The organism is Carnobacterium sp. (genome assembly GCF_040274945.1).
In the GTDB taxonomy this organism is placed as follows: domain Bacteria; phylum Bacillota; class Bacilli; order Lactobacillales; family Carnobacteriaceae; genus Carnobacterium_B.
This window is the reverse complement of the sequence record NZ_JBEMAR010000008.1, coordinates 65,764-83,416: the sequence shown is the minus strand read 5'-3', so window position 1 is coordinate 83,416 and position 17,653 is coordinate 65,764. Positions and strand designations below refer to the sequence as shown.

Annotated in this window: 18 protein-coding genes; all 18 read left to right on the top strand. The window is 35.6% G+C overall.

The features are described from left to right. Positions 1-34 precede the first annotated feature (34 nt). The 18 genes from ABS916_RS09500 to ABS916_RS09415 all read left to right on the top strand — a co-directional run bounded on the left by ABS916_RS09500 (position 35) and on the right by ABS916_RS09415 (position 17,615). Positions 35-1,057 carry a hypothetical protein gene (locus tag ABS916_RS09500; RefSeq protein ID WP_350451670.1) on the top strand — a complete coding sequence of 341 codons (1,023 nt, stop codon included), beginning with the start codon at positions 35-37 and terminating at the stop codon, positions 1,055-1,057. A gap of 26 nt (positions 1,058-1,083) precedes the next feature. Further along, positions 1,084-2,319: a PhoH family protein gene (locus tag ABS916_RS09495; RefSeq protein WP_350451669.1), complete on the top strand. Its 1,236-nt coding sequence runs from the start codon at positions 1,084-1,086 to the stop codon at positions 2,317-2,319. Positions 2,320-2,412: 93 nt separating this feature from the next. Continuing rightward, positions 2,413-3,558, top strand: coding sequence for a YonG family phage-derived protein (locus tag ABS916_RS09490; RefSeq protein WP_350451668.1), 1,146 nt, complete (start codon positions 2,413-2,415; stop codon positions 3,556-3,558). Further along, entirely contained in the window at positions 3,530-5,290 is a 1,761-nt protein-coding gene (locus ABS916_RS09485; protein ID WP_350451667.1) for a hypothetical protein, read from the top strand. The genes ABS916_RS09490 and ABS916_RS09485 overlap by 29 nt, the downstream gene beginning before the upstream one ends. An 11-nt stretch (positions 5,291-5,301) precedes the next feature. Next, positions 5,302-5,670, top strand: coding sequence for a hypothetical protein (locus tag ABS916_RS09480; RefSeq protein WP_350451666.1), 369 nt, complete (start codon positions 5,302-5,304; stop codon positions 5,668-5,670). A gap of 97 nt (positions 5,671-5,767) precedes the next feature. Next, positions 5,768-7,324, top strand: coding sequence for a hypothetical protein (locus ABS916_RS09475; protein ID WP_350451665.1), 1,557 nt, complete (start codon positions 5,768-5,770; stop codon positions 7,322-7,324). Between the two features lie 4 nt (positions 7,325-7,328). Continuing rightward, positions 7,329-9,521 carry an ICP22 family protein gene (locus ABS916_RS09470; RefSeq protein ID WP_350451664.1) on the top strand — a complete coding sequence of 731 codons (2,193 nt, stop codon included), beginning with the start codon at positions 7,329-7,331 and terminating at the stop codon, positions 9,519-9,521. 96 nt (positions 9,522-9,617) lie between these two features. After that, positions 9,618-10,202 carry a hypothetical protein gene (locus ABS916_RS09465; RefSeq protein ID WP_350451663.1) on the top strand — a complete coding sequence of 195 codons (585 nt, stop codon included), beginning with the start codon at positions 9,618-9,620 and terminating at the stop codon, positions 10,200-10,202. Between the two features lie 17 nt (positions 10,203-10,219). Next, entirely contained in the window at positions 10,220-11,317 is a 1,098-nt protein-coding gene (locus ABS916_RS09460; protein WP_350451662.1) for a YonB family capsid-like protein, read from the top strand. Positions 11,318-11,439: 122 nt separating this feature from the next. Continuing rightward, positions 11,440-12,138 (top strand): hypothetical protein, encoded by a 699-nt coding sequence (locus ABS916_RS09455; RefSeq protein WP_350451661.1) that lies wholly within the window; start codon positions 11,440-11,442, stop codon positions 12,136-12,138. Between the two features lie 59 nt (positions 12,139-12,197). Beyond that, entirely contained in the window at positions 12,198-12,767 is a 570-nt protein-coding gene (locus ABS916_RS09450) for a hypothetical protein (RefSeq protein ID WP_350451660.1), read from the top strand. Further along, complete coding sequence (locus ABS916_RS09445; RefSeq protein WP_350451659.1) at positions 12,764-13,066, top strand: hypothetical protein; 303 nt, start codon at positions 12,764-12,766, stop codon at positions 13,064-13,066. The genes ABS916_RS09450 and ABS916_RS09445 overlap by 4 nt, the downstream gene beginning before the upstream one ends. Position 13,067: 1 nt before the next feature. Continuing rightward, positions 13,068-14,141, top strand: a complete 1,074-nt coding sequence (locus tag ABS916_RS09440) for a hypothetical protein (protein ID WP_350451658.1) — start codon at positions 13,068-13,070, stop codon at positions 14,139-14,141. Positions 14,142-14,156: 15 nt separating this feature from the next. Further along, complete coding sequence (locus tag ABS916_RS09435) at positions 14,157-14,681, top strand: YomW family phage-derived protein (protein WP_350451657.1); 525 nt, start codon at positions 14,157-14,159, stop codon at positions 14,679-14,681. Continuing rightward, positions 14,681-15,484, top strand: coding sequence for a hypothetical protein (locus ABS916_RS09430; RefSeq protein WP_350451656.1), 804 nt, complete (start codon positions 14,681-14,683; stop codon positions 15,482-15,484). The genes ABS916_RS09435 and ABS916_RS09430 overlap by 1 nt, the downstream gene beginning before the upstream one ends. A gap of 107 nt (positions 15,485-15,591) precedes the next feature. Continuing rightward, the gene (locus tag ABS916_RS09425; protein WP_350451655.1) at positions 15,592-16,638 is read left to right on the top strand and encodes a YomU family phage tail tube protein; all 1,047 of its coding nucleotides are present in this window, start codon (positions 15,592-15,594) and stop codon (positions 16,636-16,638) included. A gap of 110 nt (positions 16,639-16,748) precedes the next feature. Continuing rightward, the gene (locus ABS916_RS09420) at positions 16,749-17,255 is read left to right on the top strand and encodes a hypothetical protein (RefSeq protein WP_350451654.1); all 507 of its coding nucleotides are present in this window, start codon (positions 16,749-16,751) and stop codon (positions 17,253-17,255) included. Positions 17,256-17,282: 27 nt separating this feature from the next. After that, complete coding sequence (locus ABS916_RS09415; protein ID WP_350451653.1) at positions 17,283-17,615, top strand: hypothetical protein; 333 nt, start codon at positions 17,283-17,285, stop codon at positions 17,613-17,615. The last annotated feature ends 38 nt before the right edge of the window (positions 17,616-17,653 follow it).

Genomic DNA, 17,653 nt, shown 5'->3' with positions numbered 1-17,653 from the left:
TAATATAATTAGAAAGATTAAGGGAGGACATTCAATGTCAGCAAAATTGATATTAGACAATACATTAAAGTCTTATGAAGAAAGAGCGGCTCATATTGAGTCAGAATTAAATAGATTGGGTGAATCAAATATTACTAATTATATGAAGGAGAAAATTGCTTCGTATTTAATTGAGGCGACTGATTTGGAACCAAGAGGAGAAATCATTACGCCAAATCGTATGGTCACCGTAAATAAAAGAGAAACAAGTCGGGAGGGCTTGGTTGATAAACTAGAAGGGGGAGAGAGCGCTTTCCACGGTTTAATTAGACAAGATAAAAATACTATCTTGACCCCAAAAGTGGAGATAACAGAAGATGATATTGCTACTATTCCAACAATGGCGCAACTTAGAGGAGAAATTGATAAGTTGGAGGCTTACTTAAAAGATAATCCAGACTTGGACGTGAAAAAACGAGGTAAGACCCGCCAAACTATTATTGAATTGCGCAAAGACCAATATGTGTTAAAGAATGCTTACAAGCAGCCGATTTTTAGTCATGGTAATGGAAATAGCTTCGATCAAGAAGCAAAATACGACCTGAGCCTTCAGGATGTGAGCCAGGTGAAGGATTTACTGGTAAATTACGCCGGATTGAAGATTGCTTTTAATGATAAATTAGATTCAGACATTAAATGGATACTGGACGACTTAGATAATTTAATTCAACAAAGCCTGGCAGATAAGCCGACTTTATTATATATTTTACAAGAGAAGATTAATGGTTCTAATAACTTGGAGATTAGAGAAGGCTTAATTAATATCTTTGGAGTGGATCATACACAAGAATACATTTCTTCTTTATACAGAAACAAAATTCCTCAAACAATAGCTAATCAGGCAACAGAAAACTGGATTGATAATATTTACATGAACAAAATGAAAGGGAACTACAAACGTTGTTCTCGTTGTAAAGAAATCAAACTAGCCAACAACAGAAACTTTAGTATAAATAAAACATCTTCCTCTCAGTTTTATTCTATCTGTAAATCTTGCAGAAACCAAAAGAATAAATAACCGAAGAAGATAGAGGAGCCTACATTATGGATGATAAACAAAAAGTAATTTTAGACACGAATATTTTAATGGGATGTCGGGATGAAAAAGCCTTATTGGACGAATTTTGTGACCACGAAGTGATGGTCACTCTAGGGACCGTACGGGAGCTAGACCGATTAAAGGGAATGGAAGGACGCCGAGGCTTTGAAGCTCGCAATGGACTAAGAATACTAAGAAACCATTCAAATAAAATTAAAATTGTTTTAACAGAAGTTGATAAAGAACAACTTGAAGAAAGCACAACAGTTGATAGCCAAATTATCAAACACGCCGAATTAGAAGGAGCAATCGTAGTAACAAACGATTTATCTATGTCAACTATTTCTGATTCAGCTGGCATTATCTCTACTCAATACGAACACCCACAAGATAAATATCGAAAGGGTCACCATACAATAGAAGTAGGAGAGCAATTAAGTAGAGGACAAAACATCTTTACTATACTAGCTCTCTTGGAGGACGTTAGAACTAACGAATATATTATTGTTCAAGAGTTTGGTCAAGTAAATAATATCTATAAAAAACTTCCAAACAATGGTGGTTATGACACAATTAAATCTAACGTTTGTATTGATAGTACGGTTTTTGGAAAGATTAGAGCTAAAAACTTAGACCCTTATCAAATTTGTGCGATTGATGCGCTTAAAACTAATCAGATTAATGTTATCACTGGACCTGCTGGTTCTGGTAAAACATTTTTAACTCTAGCAGCCCAATGGGAAATGCTTGAGGAAGGTAAGATTGATGGTATTACAATTTTTGTTAACCCAGTAAAAACTAAGAACTCAAAAGAAGTTGGTTTTTACAAAGGAGACAAGAATGCTAAACTATTGCAAGAAGGTATTGGATCAATCTTAGCTTCTAAACTTGGTGGCGGGAATATGGATAACATTATGAACTATATTCTTGATGGAACAATTTTAATTTTACCTGTATCAGATATTCGTGGATATGAAGTAGGAGAAAATCGTTCTTTATATATAACTGAGGCTCAAAACCTTGATGTAGAATTAATGAAACTGGCACTACAACGTGCAGAAAAATGTAGAGTGTTTGTCGAAGGAGACCCATCTACTCAGTTAGATGGCTGGATGTATGAAGGTAGTAACAATGGAATGAAGAGAGCTATTGAAGTATTCTCAGGAGAAGAAATCTTTGGAACAGTTTCTTTAGAAACAATCTATCGTTCGGAAATTGCTAAAATTGCCGATAAAATGTAACACTTTTGTCAAATTTGTATAATACACTTGTGACCAGCTTCAGCAACAATGAGGCTGGTCATTTTTAACTAACCTAAAGGAGGAAATGTATATATGGCTACAACTTTATTAGAAACTGATAAAATCAGTTGCGAACGCTGTGGACGTGAGTTTAAAGTAAAAGATTTCTATAAAGACAAGAATGGAAATCCTATGAAGAAATGTAAAAAATGTATGGCTAGTATGATTGATTTAAATTCTTATTCAACAATACTACCTGTACTTAAAGAAATTAACATTCCTTACATTCCAGCAGAATTTGAAAGTTTAAAAGAAAGATATTTATTTACAGAAAAAAATGGACAGTTGGTGCGAAATCCTAACGCTAACCAAACTATCCTAGGCAAATACATTGGTAAAATGAAGCTCTTGCAATTTAAAGATTATAATTATGAAGATACTCCTAAATTTGTAGAAGCTTTTGAAGATAAGAAAAGTGAACAAGAAGAAGAAGTTAAAAAACAAATAGATGAATTATTAGCAGAGGGTTATAATATCGAAAGTGCTCTTGCTCTAATTTTGCATGGCAAAGACGAGGAAGAAAAAAACGAAGAAGATGACGCTCTATTAACTCGTGCCCAAATTAAAGAATTAAAGATTAAATGGGGTTCAAGTTATACAGAAGAAGAGTTACTTCAATTAGAAACCTTCTATAAAGAGATGCACGATTCATATGAAATTGTTACAGCTTCTCATGAGGACTACCTCAAGAAAATCGTACGACTATCTATTCGTATCGACCAAGCGATTGAAATTGCTGATTATGAAGCTGTTGGTAAATTATCTAGTAACTACGATAAATTTATGAAATCTGCTAAGTTTACTGCTTCCCAAAAGAAAGAGGAAGAAGCTTATATTGACAGTTTCTCAGAAATGTCTCGTTTGGCTGAAGAAGTTGGTTTTATTCCTGTATACCATACAAATGAGCCGCAAGATATCGTTGACGTAACATTACGTGATTTAAACAACTATACTAAGAACTTAATTGAAAAAGAACCTGGTTTAGCTACACTGATTGAACAAGCATTCGAAGCTATTAAACAGGAAGAAGAAAAAGATAGAATGGCAGAGGATGAAGATGATAGTTTATTCGATAAAGACTTTATCACTGATGAAGATTACTTTAAAGATGCTGAAATCTTAACCGAAGACCAGTGGGGGGATGAAGCTGATGGCGACAACGACGACAACAAAGATTAATGTTAAATCAGACTTCTTAGAAGCTAAGAAGAATCGAGAAATTGTTTTAACAGAGGAACGTGTTAGAAAAAATATTCCTGTTTTTAGAGAATATATTTCTTTCTGGCGAGAATATCCTGATATGTTTATTGATATGATTAAAGGAGAAGATAGTAAGTTTAACTTTTTCTTTTATCAGAGAGTCTTTTTAAGAGCCGCTATGAGGCACAGATACTTTTTTGGAACATTTACTCGTGCCTTTTCTAAATCCTTTTTATCAGTGCTTTTAATGATGATTAAGTGTATTCTATATCCTGGGATTAAAGTATTTATCACTTCAGGTGGTAAAGAACAGGCTGCTGGTATCGCTGGGGAAAAGGTTCGAGAACTTTGTGACCTAGTTCCAGCATTGCATAATGAAATTCGTTGGGATCGTGGACCATCTGGTTCTAAAATTGGTAATGATGATGTACAGATTATCTTTAAAAATGGATCAATCTTTAACGTTGTTGCCAATAAAGAAAGTTCTCGTGGTGGACGTCGACACTCTGGACTTATCGATGAAGTTATCCTTGTTGATGGGGAAAAATTCTCTCAAGTTATCGTACCGATGATGAACGTATCTCGTCGTGCAGCAAATGGAGAAGTTGACCCTAATGACAAGATGAACAAATCACAGATTTATATTACATCTGCTGGTTTCCGAGATCACTTTAGCTATCAAAAACAAATCCAGTTACTAGTATGGCAAATCGTACGTCCTGGAACTGCTTTTGTAATGGGTGGAACATGGAGAACGCCAGTTAAGATGGGTCTATTAGACCGAGGATTCGTTAATGACCTTAAAGCCGATGGTACATTTGATGAAATCTCATTCTCACGTGAATATGAATCTATTTGGGCTGGTTCAGCAATCGGTTCATTCTTTAATGGAGATGTATTCGATCGAATGAGAACTATCAAACAAGTTGAAACCACAAGAAGTGGCAATGGAAATAAAGATGCTTACTATATGTTTGGTATTGACGTAGGTCGGAATGGATGGCAAACTGTTATCAGTGTTATTAAAGTTAACCCACAGAAAAAAGGGGTTGGCGTTAAATCACTTGTAAATATAATCACATTTGAGTCAGAACACTTTGGTGAACAGGCTAATGAAATTAAAAGACAATATATGAATTATCTTCCTCGTTATATCGTAATTGATGCGAATGGTCTAGGTATCGGTTTAGTCGACTATCTAGTAATGCCATCCGAGGATCCTAAAACAGGCGAATCTTTCCCTGCTTTTGGAGTACACAATGACGAGAAGAAACAATATAAAAATATTGATGCTGGTCCTAACGTTATCAAAGATACGCTTTGGTTAATTAAAGCCAATGCAGAGTTAAACTTTGAGGGTTACACCACTTTACTAACACAAATGGGGTCAGGTAAATTACACTTCCTCTTGGAAGAACGTGAAGCTAAAGCTACTATATTCTCTAAAGCTGTTAATCAGAGATTAAGTATTGAAGAACGTAACCTCAAACTGCGCCCATTTGTTACCACATCGATTCTAAAGGCAGAGTTGATGAATCTTACCAAATCACAAAACAACGGCACACAGTTCAAACTAGAGCCTATAAATAAGGGTATTGGTAAGGATAAGGTTTCATCTTTAATGTATGGAATATATGCAATTAAAATACTTGAAGATGAAGATCGTAAACGTAAACGTGGAGGTTTGGCAAACTTTGTATTTATTAATTAAGGAGGAGTTCTATGCCAGCATTTAAAGGAGTATCAAGAGGTCATTTAAAAATTAGAGATATTCTAAGAGAAAATGATTTTGTTTGGGAAGAAGAATATTCTTTTCCTGATTTAATCGCTAGTTCTGGAAGACCTCTAGCATTTGACTTTATGGTTTTTGATGAAGATTATAATATTGATTTTGCTATTGAAGTAAATGGTGAACAACACTATGAACCAGTAGCAGCTTTCGGCGGACCAAAGAAGTTCGCCAGACAGAAATATAATGATAATCAAAAACGATTATACTGCCAAAGACACAATATAATTTTGATTGAAATTCCTTATTGGGAGCTAGAAGAAGTAAATCTGGACTATATTATGAAAAAAGCAGGAATTTAAACACTTATATATAAAAACGGTCTTTCTTTTAAAAGATTGGCCGTTTTATGTTTATTTTTGGAGAGATAAAAACGAGGAGATAAGGAGGAGTTTATAAATGTCGGTTAGAAGAAGACAACCACAGAAAAAGAACCCTGAGCTAACAAAGAACAAGATAGACAAATTAGAATTTGCTTATTCTAGTCCTCGTCAAACTACAAACTTTGGTTGGGGTATGTCAGGAAGCAAAGGTTTATCAAACACTTTCGTTTCAACGGAAGATGTTCGTATTGCTTTAGACAATGCCTTTAGAACAAATGATATTGAAGGTATTAGAGCTGTGTCACAGCACTTTTTTAAAACGTCTGGTGTTTACGCATCTGCAGCTAGATACTTAGCTTACATGCCAACATACAGCTATTTATTAATGCCAAGAGTCCTAGGTATGGAAGTTGACGAAAAAACAGTAACGAGAGCGGTTATTAATCAATTACGATTTTTAGAAGATATGAAACTTAAAACATCATTAAGAAACATTGCTCTTGATGTAATTGTGGACGGAGTTAGTTTCGTTTACTTTAGAAGAAGAGGAAGTAAAGCTGTTATTCAAAAATTGCCAGTTAACTGGTGTCGAACTAGAGGTTTCTCAAATGGTTTTCCAACTGTTGAATTTAACTTACGTTATTTTGATAAGTTCCCGAACCACCAAGAGAAGATAAGAATGTTAAATTCTTTCCCTCCAGAAGTTGTTTCAGAATTTAATAAATTGAAGCAAGACCGATACGAGGGCAAAAATACTTCGCAAAAAAGATTAAATCCTACAATGTTTGATGATGGTAACTGGATTACGCTAGATCCTAATCATGCCGCAGCGTTTTACTTTAACCCTTCTTTACAACCTATCTTAGCGAACTCATTCTTTGCTATCCTAGATGTATTAGAACTTAAAGGCATTGAAAAACGTAAAGCAGAAAATGAGTTGTATAACTTAGTTGTGCAACATTTCCCACTAAATGATGATGATGAACCAGTATTCGATATTATCGAAATGGAAGCATTCCATAATAGTGCGAAAAAGGTCTTTGAAGATACAAGACAAACTGATTTGCTTACAACCTTTGCGGAAGTATCAAATGTGAACTTGAACGAAGCTTCATCAGCACCTATTGATTTTTCAAACTGGAATAAAGATGTTTACTCTGAAATGGGAGTATCACAACAATTATTCTCAACTGAGGGTAATATGGCTCTTGAAAAATCACAAAATGTTGATATGGCATTAATCTTTACTTTGGTAGAAAAATTTGAAGACTGGTTAAACTTCCAGTTAGACTATAACTTTGGAAGTGAATCAGAAGAAGAAGATTTATTCTATACAAGATTACAAATCTTGAAAGTAACAGAACATAATAAAGAAAAATATGCAACACAAACTAAAGACTTTGCCACATTAGGATATTCGGCGTTTCTTCCTGCTGTTGCTATTGGACAATCTCAATTAGACCTAATGTCTTCGATAGTCTTTGAAAATAATATTCTGGATATCAAGTCTCACATGAAACCTCTGCAATCATCTCACACAGCAACATCAACAAGTGGGTCGGGCAGTGGTGGAAGACCTCCATTACCAGAATCAGAAAAAAGCGACAAGACAATAGCAAACCAAGGAGGATAATATAATGAGCTTAGAAAAAACAACTTTAGCATTTTCTACCGAGATTCAATTCTTGGAGGCTCTCCCAGTAGAAGGGAATCCAATGATTTCTAAAGTAAAAATTAGAATCGCAAAACCAGGCCAAGGGAATCAATTCTTATTCACGAAAGATGTCCTTGAATCTGCAGCAAAGCGTTCATTAGGTTTAACACCTATTTTAACATATTACAACCACTATAAAGAAGATTTTGGTGAACATGGACAACAAGCTGTCTATGATAAATTCGGCGAGTTCGTAACAATCGGCGAAACAAAATCAGTGGGCGTTATACCAGAGAACCCAACTATTTTCTGGGACGAAGATGATTATTTGGTCACTTTTGGGTATCTTTGGACCACACTTTACAAAGAAGTTGCACAAGCTTTAGAGGGTAGACCTCAATCAATGGAACTAAGTGAAGAAAATACTATCATGCGACCTATTGGCGATGGAAGAATCGAAATCATAGATACAGCTTTTCAAGCTTTATGTATTCTTGGTGACGATGTTAAACCTGCTTTCCCAGGAGCATATGTTGCGTCAGCTATGCAATTTCAACATAATGATGAAGGAATTGCAAAAATAAACGAAGGAGTTAGTGATTTTATGACTGAATTAAAATTTGCATTAAACAATAACTTTGAAGATGCTGACCTAGTTGTAGACGTTGATGGCGAAGAAAGAGATGCAGAGAATCGTAAAAAGATTTCTGTTGCAATCGACACTCTTGATGATGTAGCAGAAGAAACAGAAGACCCAGAAAACATTGCTAAAATCGACGATGCTATTACTGTATTAGTAGACGCCGAAACAGAAATGAAAAGGGAAGCTGATATTATTCCTGCTACTAAGGCTGCTCAAGAAGCACTTCAAGGAATGCCTGATGGTCGAGAAACTATCGTTAGCGTTGATAACCTTAGTTACAAATCTAAGAAATCTAATTCTCTATTACAACCTAAAGATGGAGAAGAAGATACCAAAGAGGAGGAAGAACAAGTGGCTATTAAAAAGAAAAAAGAACAAGTAGTGAATCCAGAGGAAGAAACAGTTGAAACTAAAGAAGAAACTGTTGTAGAAAATCCTGAAAGTGAAGCTGTTAAAAAAGAAGTTGTCGCTGAAGACGACAAAGAACCAGCTGTTGAGGAAGAAGTTGCAGCTGAAAAAGAGGAAGTAGCTGAAGAAACTCCCTCTGACAATGGAGAACCTGAAGCAGATAATAAGGAACCAGAAGCAGCAGTTGCAACAGCAGCAAAAGCAGATGGAACACCAGCAGACCCTGAAGGAGCTCCAGAAGGCGGAGAATTTATTCAAGCAGGCAGTGAAGAAGAAACCGCTGCTGAAATTGGGAGCAAGCGCCAAACCGCTGCAAGTAAACGTACTAGCGCTCTATTATCTGAGCTCGGCGACGCTGAAATACTTGAAGCACTTGCTGACAGAATAGAAAATACTGAAGAAATTAAAACTCGTTTAACTGAGTTGTTAGGTGCTTCTATTCAAAACGAATTACCAGGACAAGAAGTAGCAGAACCTGCGGGCGATATTGCTTTAGAAGATACTGGTAATGGTGAAGAACCAGGAGTTGAACTACCTGGTGAAAACGATGCTCCAGTAGAAGGAGAAGGAGACGTAGCTGCAGATGTTGAAGAAGAAAAAGAAGATGTCCCAGCTGAAGAAACTCCAGATGCTGAGGAAGATCCAAAAGCAGAACAAACAACTGTGGAAACAGCTAAAGTAACTAAAGAAGAAGTTCCTGTTGAAGAAGATGAAGACAAGAAGAAAAAGAAACCTAACTTCTCTCTTGACGAATTAAACTTCGCAGAAATTATTTCAGAAAACAATCGACTAAAGAAAGAAAATCAAGAATTACTTGAATTTAAACTTAATGTCGAAAAATCTAAGAAAGAAGAAATCTTGAGTGATTTCGTAGATCTTTCTGAAGAAGCTAAAGATGCTTTGCGATTACAGTTTAACGAGCTTTCTATTGAAGAAGTAGAGAACAAAGCGATCATCGCTCAATATCGTGAAACTAAAAATAAACAAAGTGGTCAAAAAACATCTGGTGATGCGATTGTCTTTTCATCAGTAGAAGAAGAGGTAAGCTTCGTAGAAAACGATCGAGTATCTGCTATTGATGCTTTGGCTCAATTCTTAGATGCTTCATCTAAACTTCAAAAATAATTTATCGCATATCAAAAAATTGCAATTATTGTTCGCTTGTTTTTACTACAAAATGAGCGAACAGAATTGTAAAACCATTAAGGGAGGAAAACAAAAATGGCAAAATTTACAAAATTAGGTTATGGCCAGGTTGAACCAAACCGTATTACTGGTATCAAACAAGGTCGTGTTTTAGCCGATGTTGCCGTTAAACCTGAAACAGTGGAAGCTTTGGGAGGATACATTGAAAATGGTATCTTTTTAGCATGGAACCCAGGTGTTGGTTTAGACGGAAATCTTAAAAAAGGTGAACTAGATTTACCAAAAGCAGATAGTGCTTATATTGGTATTGTTTATACAGAGGTTAAATTATATAGCCAATTCACATCAAATAAAGACTTTGCTTTATTTACAAAAGCTCCAACGATTAACCAAATGACACAAAGTCCTTATTACGACAAAGCTGAAAAAGCACACGGAACTGTAATTCCACGTTTGATTGGATTAACAGTAGGTGACGTATTCACAACAAATAACTTAGAAGGTACTCCAGAAGTTGGAGACGTTCTAAAAATCAACGATCAAGGTCTTTTAGACGCTGCGGGAACAGTAGACCTTATTCAAGTTAAAGTTACTGACAAAACTACAATGGCTGATGGACAAGCAGCTTACAAAGTTGTAGTAATTGCAGCTAACGCCTAAGAAGGAGGAAAACTAGAATGGAAAGACTTACTGACAAACATTTAAAAACTTTGATGTTTACCGTAGCTACAAATGAACAGCCTAAAATTCAGTTTAACGATACTGAGTTTACTCAAGAAGGGTTAAATGATGCGCTACGTGCTCAATTTCAACTATTAGCCGGCGATCGTCGTGCTTATAACAAAAACAAAGAATTAATCTTCCAACTATTAGAAGAAACAGTTGATGATTTACTACCAAAACGTATGTTCGATAGCTTAAATCGTTTCGCTGAAATTCAAACAGTAGGAAATGGAGAAAAAATTACTTTCAACCGTCCTAAAGGACATGTACGTGGACGTAACTTCGTTACTCAAGTCAGCCCTGCTGGTCTATACGAAGTGTTCAAACTAGACCGTGAAGTATTCGATATGCCGACTACTGCTTACGGTGCCGCTGTAATGATTTCATTTGAAGAATTTTTAGAAGGTCGTATCGACTTCCCTGAATTGATTCAAATCATCACAGAAGGTTACGAAGAAGTAATTTACAAACAAATCCTACGTCACATGGTTGCATTGAAATCTGATACATTGATTCCTGCAAACAACATTCGTACGGTAGCTGGTTGGGACCCACGTGGTTTCGCTAACTTGCTAGGTATATCAGCTGCTTATGACACGCCAACAATCTTTACTTCATTCTTATTTGCATCAGAAATCTTACCAGAAGGTCACATGATGACTGTTGGACAAAAAGAAGAATACTCTCGTAAAGGTTACCTTGGCACATATAAAGGGGTTAACGTAGTTGTACTTCCTCATTCATTCTATAATGAATCAAACGAAGCTTCTGCTGTAACATTGCCTCTAGGTATGGCTTGGATCTTACCAGCAAGCAAAAACAAACCTGTTAAAATTGCTTTTGAGGGTGAAACTTATACCAAAGAAGTTGAAAACGACGACTGGTCTAAAGAGATTCACTTCTACAAAAAAATTGGTACTGCATTGTTTGCTAATCCAGCAATCTGTATCTATGAAAACACTGCATTGAATAACTGGCCTGAAGGTGGCGGAGTTATCATTGTAGACCCATCAGACAAAGAAGTAGTTCCTACTTATACTCGTCTGGTTTAATATAAAAACTCCCAAGGTTCTAACTTTTTGTTAGAACCTTTTCTTTTTGGGGGCATTTTAGTACAAGTTAAAATTACGTATTTACAACTAAGTTGACAAAAGAGAAAAAGGAGAGATTTATTATGTCAAATAGCGTAGATTATAGTTTCTTAGGGATCAAAGATCTTAGTGGAGATCGTAGAGTAACCCTACAGAATTATGGAAGAGCAAATGTATCTTATTCAGTTACACTTTCAAATGGTTCTCCAGTAACACGTCAATTTCGTCCTTATGTTAATGGACAACCACCTCATGCAATTAGTGTTTCATTTGATGAACTATACCAATTATCTCAAATGGCTGGTGGTAAACAACTTATTTTTGATAATCTTTATACAGATGATATGGAAGTTCGTAAAGCATTAGGATTACCATATGATACAGAAGAAGTTCCAGAGATTGCGTATACTCGTGAAGATGTAGCTCGCATTGTTCGTGAAGGTAGTGACGACGAACTTAAAGATTTAGTTGAATTTGGTGTTGGAGCAGGGCTTCACTATATCGCTGAATGGATGAAAGAAGAATTAATTTCAGTTGATAGTTTTTCTCGTAGAGAATTAATTGGTGAAATGTTAAACATCCATCCAGATGCTTTAATTTCTGTTACAAAATGGATGGCCGAAGATGAAAAAGCTGGTGAATTAGGATTCGGTTCAATTAAAGGGTTGAATGCTCAAGGTAAAACAACTGGCGGAACTCGTCGTCGTAGAGCAGGACAAGCCGAAGCAATAGGCGATGATAGTGGCTCAACACCTACTGGTGGACGTCGCAGACGAGTTTAATAAGATAATAACTGGGCTGGCTTCGGCCAGCCTATTTTTATAGGAGAGGAAGGATAATTATGGACGAATACAATGGCACAAGCTTTTTTAGAATCTATTGCAGATTTTTAGATAAAATACAAGATGAAATGTTTATGGAATTAACAATGGAGGATACCATCTCAATTATAGAATCTATTTTCTTAGATTCATTGGCAGAGTTTAAATATCCCCGTTTTAATATCAACAAATTTGATCCTTATAAAGTTACTAGCGATGGAGTTGATGAAGAAGGCAATCCTATTGCAACAGGGGCTTTTAAAGATGTATTAACCAATGAAGAAGAAGACATTTTAGCTGAATTAATGTTAAATGAATGGTATAGACGCCAACTAGCATCTACACGGTTAACACAAATGAGATATTCTACTTCAGACTTTAAACAAACATCACAAGCTGCACACATGCAACGGCTTGACTCATTAATTAAAGAACATAGAAAAGTTCTTTATAGCAAACAAAGTCTATACCGACGCAGACAAACAGATGAAGATGGAATGTACTATGCAAACTTTGATTCATTATCTGGTGTTGGGCCTCGCAAATATCGCAAGATTTGGACTTCGATGGGTGAGGTGAAGCACCAATGAAACAACAAGTATTAGAAAATGGCTTTAAAGTACACGAAGTACCTTGGAGTATTTATATTAAACAAAAGAAAAACCAAGTATTTAAACTGCTACCACTTAAAGAAGAAAATGGCGAATGGGAGTTGCAATTAAACACTTTACTAATTGAATTAGGTGGACTTAATCGAGAAACTCCCGCTCAAGATGCAATCGCTTTAACAATAATCGCAAAGCTATCTGGTCTACGAGATAAAGAGCTAGAATTTTTTCTTTATAGAAAAACAGTTTTCGAGGTAATTAGTCTATTAGAGGAGTGGTAATATGAAAATGGCAGACTTAAACAAACATAAACAAGTCCATGATGATAAAGTTGCCAATGATCAATACATCGGACCAGACAAACCATTAAATACCGACACCTCTTGGGACTGCTTAAATAGAGCCAGAAAGAGAATGAGTTACTCTATCCCAGGTAATACACTAGAAAGTAGTTTTATCCAAGCATTAAATACTGCTGAGGGAACTGAATTATTTTCTGTATGGGAACTAGGAGATAAAGATCTTCACAAAGTAATCCTTAAAAATGCTAAAGACGATTGGGATAAAGATACTAAATTAATCAATGCCCCAAAAGGACTAGGATTTGAAGTGGGGAATACAGTTACATGGGATCGCTTGAAATTAAGATGGCTTATCACTTGGCAAGATTTAGTTATTGATGAATATTTTCGTGGTGAAATGCGTTTAGCTACTCATATGTTAACTTGGAAAAATTCTAACGGAGTTATTCAAAAACAATGGGCGGCAATTCAAGGGCCTGTCGAAACAAGAGCAAAGTATGAACAGACTCAAGGTAACGCTATCATTGAAAGACAGAACGATTCAGTTGAAATATGGATTGGTGCCAAAGATAAACAAGCTATTAAATCATTCAAAAAATTTAGTCGTGTTATGATTAATGGGCGTTCTTGGGAAGTTCAGGTTCGTGATGATATTAGTAATGATAGTATCTATCGTATGACACTAATTGAAGATTATAAAAACAACGAAGTTGACGATGTAATTAATGCTATTCCTTTAGGTGAGATTGACTTTGGTAAAAACGAAGAAGAAATCACAGAAACTAATAGTGTTCGCATCGTAGGACCTTCTAAAATTAGAGAAAAGATTATCACAGAATTTTATGCAGTTGATAATTTAGAAAATGTAATAACAGATATCATGTGGGATGTCCAAGGAGCTAAGAGCTTCGAAACTACTCCAGATGGTAAAATGACTGTAATTGGCGCCAAAATTGGAGATACAGCAACAATCACTGCCTATTCACCTACTCTTGGGACTAATACAATTACAGTTAAAACAGTCAGCCTATTTGCTGATTTAGGGACGAGTTAAAGGAGAGTGTAATTTATGAGTTTATATAATGGTGAAAATCAGAAAATGACTTCTGCTTTATATACTAAGAACCGATTCTTAACAGCAGGAGATAACTTGCAAATAATTGCAGATAGAATAACTAGAAATGACGATCTTTGTAAATTACTCACAAGATATACATCAGATGTAATGAAAGATGCTAAACCAGTAACGGCAGCAGAAAGAGCGGAAGTATTCCAAAAAAGAATTAGAACCGTAGCTACATTGCCTAAAGATGATGAAGTCGGTGCTTTTATTGTTATTGGTATTGGATCAATTACCCCAATGGGAACTGGACTAAGTTATAATATATCTTTTGATGTTTTGTGTAACACAGATGTATGGAATCTAGAAGATTATACTGCTAGACCATACTATATTATGAATGAAATTGATTGGATGTTAAGCGATACAAAGATGAAAGGAATTGGACCAACGGCTTTTCTAGGAGCAGCACCTATTAAAATCAACGAAAAATTACTTGGATATACAATGTTATTCAATGTTGGTGAGATATAATGGCAAAACTCCATATCTTAGCTGGTACCCCAATACCTGTTCGCTCAATGGGTACTATAATTACTCAGCCTAAGATAAGGGAAATTGCTGCAATAGGAGAAGATAAATACTTCACTGTCTTATCATTATTTCAAAAGGCAGATAAGGAAGATTTTAAATCAGAAATTTTAAAAGCAGAAGAAGCAAGAATTAAGGAAGAAAATCCTGATTTAGAAATTACAGAAGATGATAAGCGTGAAATCGAGTTTGAATTAGATATAACCTATCCTTCTGATTTTTCTGTTTTTATTTATTTGCTACAAGCGTTCCCTGATTTAAAAAGTAGCTTCGAATCTTTTCTTTATATTATTTTCCCTAACTTGAGAAAGATCGGTTGGGTACCAACTTTGAATTTAACTTTAGCTGAAAGAGATCCAATAGATTTTACAGAAGATATGTTTACTGAAGTAAAAGATATTGCTCTTTCTTCTCTAAATTATAAAACAGCTGAGGAGCAGAGTGCAGAGTTCAATCCAGCAAATGGAATGGCTTCAGAAATAGCAGAAAAGATCAAAAGGGCAAAAGAGAAAAGAAACACAGAGACCTCCTCTAATTCTACTGAATCGCCCCTTGCCGATATGTCTTCAATCCTAGCTTCTAGTTCGAATTTATCAATTCAAGAAGTAATGGATATGACTTATCCCCAACTGGTAATACAATACGAACGTAGCTCATTGCTACTAGGTTTTGTAAACCAAATTAGGGCAAGTGCGTTTGGTGGATTAGACCCTGATGATATTATTGATTGGACAAAAACGTTATAAGCTCTATCAAAAATGTGTAATAAGAAGAGGTCTTTTTATAGTGGTATTAGGGAATTGAATTATTCCATCAATCAGAAAAATAAAACTCATTAAGAGGAGGAAAACAAATGGCTGCTAATGAAAAATTTGGCGTTCGTGAGATAGTGGATATTACTTTTAAAGCAAGAGCTGACATGCAAATTGGTAATACTCAATTTGAAAAAGGTGAACCAGTTTTTATCTTTGATTCTGCTAAAACTTCGACGCTTGAATCTACAACAACAACTGTTTACGCCCAAGGTGGTCGTGGTAACCCACGTTTAATCGCTTGGGAAGGTGACAAAACTGTTACATTTACATTCGAAGAAGCTTTAATTTCAGCACAAAGTTTTGCAATGTTATCTGGAGCTAACTTAATTGAAAACTCTCGTGTGGCAATGCACCAACAAAAACGTGTAGAAGTTGTTCAACGTGAAGTTGCTTTGGGTGAAAAAACTGCTGCAACTGTAGCTGTATTAGATTTAACTGACTTAATCCCAGAAAATGGTCAAGTAGTTTCTGCTGCTGATCCTAATATGGTAGACGAAGCTGGTAACTTCTTGTATGAAGGTCGTGGAAACATCTACGTTATGGAACTTGACGCTGATGGACAAATCACACGTCGTTTCAAAGTTAACCAAAAAGGTGCTTTGACTACTCAACCTACTGTTCCTACATTATCTGTAGTTGCTACTTCTAAAGCTGGCGAACCTGCAGAAATGGGAGTTACAGAAAAATTCCAATTAGTTTCTGCTATTGCAGGAGACACTGATACTGAAGCTATCACAGAAGCAAATGGCTTAGATGCTGGTAAGATCTACATGGTAGACTACTACGTATTACAACCAGGTTCTTCTATGACTGTTACAGCTGGTAAATTCGCTGGAACTTACTTGATTGAAGCTAATACACTATTCCGTCGTCAGACAGATAATCGTGACTACCCAGCTCAATTCACAATTCCAAACGGAAAAATCAGTTCTGCATTCACATTTACTATGGCTCCTACTGGAGATCCAAGTACATTCCCATTCACAGTTGATGCGTTCCCAGACTATCTTCCATTTAACCGCAAATGTAAAGCATTGTTTGCATTGGAAATTGCTGACGCTCCTGTTGAAGCAACTGATTGCTAATAAAATTTATACCACTCTTCGGAGTGGTATTTTTTTGGGGCTTTTTATTATAAAGATTCTATATTTCTTCTTATGTAATAAGACAAATGAGACAAAGGAGAGATTCAATTATGGCACAGGTTAAATTTACAAATCTAAAATTAAAGGTGAATGACGAAGTAAGCAGCTTTGATTTCGGTGGACAAACTATCGAGGTTAAGCAATATCTTCCAGTAAAAGAAAAATTAAGTTTGGTTTCTAAAGTCGTACAAAATTCAATGTTAGGTCGTATTTTACGTAGTGACTTGCTAGAGATTTATTTAAACTTGGAAATTGTTGACGCTTATACAAATATTACTTTTACTGAAAAGCAAAAAGAAAAAAATGCTGATATTTATGATGCTTTAGAATCTAATGGAGTATTCGAGGCAATTATCTCCCATATTCCAGAAGAAGAATATGAAACATTGTTAGATAATATTGACGATTACGCTAAAAAATTAGGCGACATGTCAAATATCATGGTATCAGGATACTCAACACAAGTTGAAGGTATGCAAGATGTCTTAAACCAATTTGCTGCTAAAAACTTAGCTGAGGTCTTTGAAGGGGAAGAAAAAAAGGCTGACGAAAGTTAATCACCTATTCTAATAGGGGGTTAGAAAATGGACAGTTTATCTGAGTTACTAAGTGCGATGTCCGGTATATCTGATGTTGCAGCGGTTGTGCTAGCTATCTTGGTTATTGTTTGGATTGTTAATAAATTCTTAGAAAAGCAACAAGAACAACAACTTTTATATATAGAACAGAATAATAAAACAATTAAAACTATCTCCAATTATACAGAGGCAATTACTCGCTTAGTTACGCTCATGGAAAATAACCTCCAAGAGACAAAGAAGATTGGGGAAGAATTTGACGACTTCCAATCAGAAGTCTTAAAAAAAATTGAAGAACTTGATACAGAAAAAATTGTCTCGAAAGAGACCGAAAAATGAGACAGGTCGGTTGACTGTCTCATTTTTGCTATAAAGGA

Coding starts and splice junctions, on each gene's coding strand:
- ABS916_RS09500 (WP_350451670.1), top strand. CDS start 35: ATGTCAGCAAAATTGATATTAGACAATACATTAAAGTCTTATGAAGAA.
- ABS916_RS09495 (WP_350451669.1), top strand. CDS start 1,084: ATGGATGATAAACAAAAAGTAATTTTAGACACGAATATTTTAATGGGA.
- ABS916_RS09490 (WP_350451668.1), top strand. CDS start 2,413: ATGGCTACAACTTTATTAGAAACTGATAAAATCAGTTGCGAACGCTGT.
- ABS916_RS09485 (WP_350451667.1), top strand. CDS start 3,530: ATGGCGACAACGACGACAACAAAGATTAATGTTAAATCAGACTTCTTA.
- ABS916_RS09480 (WP_350451666.1), top strand. CDS start 5,302: ATGCCAGCATTTAAAGGAGTATCAAGAGGTCATTTAAAAATTAGAGAT.
- ABS916_RS09475 (WP_350451665.1), top strand. CDS start 5,768: ATGTCGGTTAGAAGAAGACAACCACAGAAAAAGAACCCTGAGCTAACA.
- ABS916_RS09470 (WP_350451664.1), top strand. CDS start 7,329: ATGAGCTTAGAAAAAACAACTTTAGCATTTTCTACCGAGATTCAATTC.
- ABS916_RS09465 (WP_350451663.1), top strand. CDS start 9,618: ATGGCAAAATTTACAAAATTAGGTTATGGCCAGGTTGAACCAAACCGT.
- ABS916_RS09460 (WP_350451662.1), top strand. CDS start 10,220: ATGGAAAGACTTACTGACAAACATTTAAAAACTTTGATGTTTACCGTA.
- ABS916_RS09455 (WP_350451661.1), top strand. CDS start 11,440: ATGTCAAATAGCGTAGATTATAGTTTCTTAGGGATCAAAGATCTTAGT.
- ABS916_RS09450 (WP_350451660.1), top strand. CDS start 12,198: ATGGACGAATACAATGGCACAAGCTTTTTTAGAATCTATTGCAGATTT.
- ABS916_RS09445 (WP_350451659.1), top strand. CDS start 12,764: ATGAAACAACAAGTATTAGAAAATGGCTTTAAAGTACACGAAGTACCT.
- ABS916_RS09440 (WP_350451658.1), top strand. CDS start 13,068: ATGAAAATGGCAGACTTAAACAAACATAAACAAGTCCATGATGATAAA.
- ABS916_RS09435 (WP_350451657.1), top strand. CDS start 14,157: ATGAGTTTATATAATGGTGAAAATCAGAAAATGACTTCTGCTTTATAT.
- ABS916_RS09430 (WP_350451656.1), top strand. CDS start 14,681: ATGGCAAAACTCCATATCTTAGCTGGTACCCCAATACCTGTTCGCTCA.
- ABS916_RS09425 (WP_350451655.1), top strand. CDS start 15,592: ATGGCTGCTAATGAAAAATTTGGCGTTCGTGAGATAGTGGATATTACT.
- ABS916_RS09420 (WP_350451654.1), top strand. CDS start 16,749: ATGGCACAGGTTAAATTTACAAATCTAAAATTAAAGGTGAATGACGAA.
- ABS916_RS09415 (WP_350451653.1), top strand. CDS start 17,283: ATGGACAGTTTATCTGAGTTACTAAGTGCGATGTCCGGTATATCTGAT.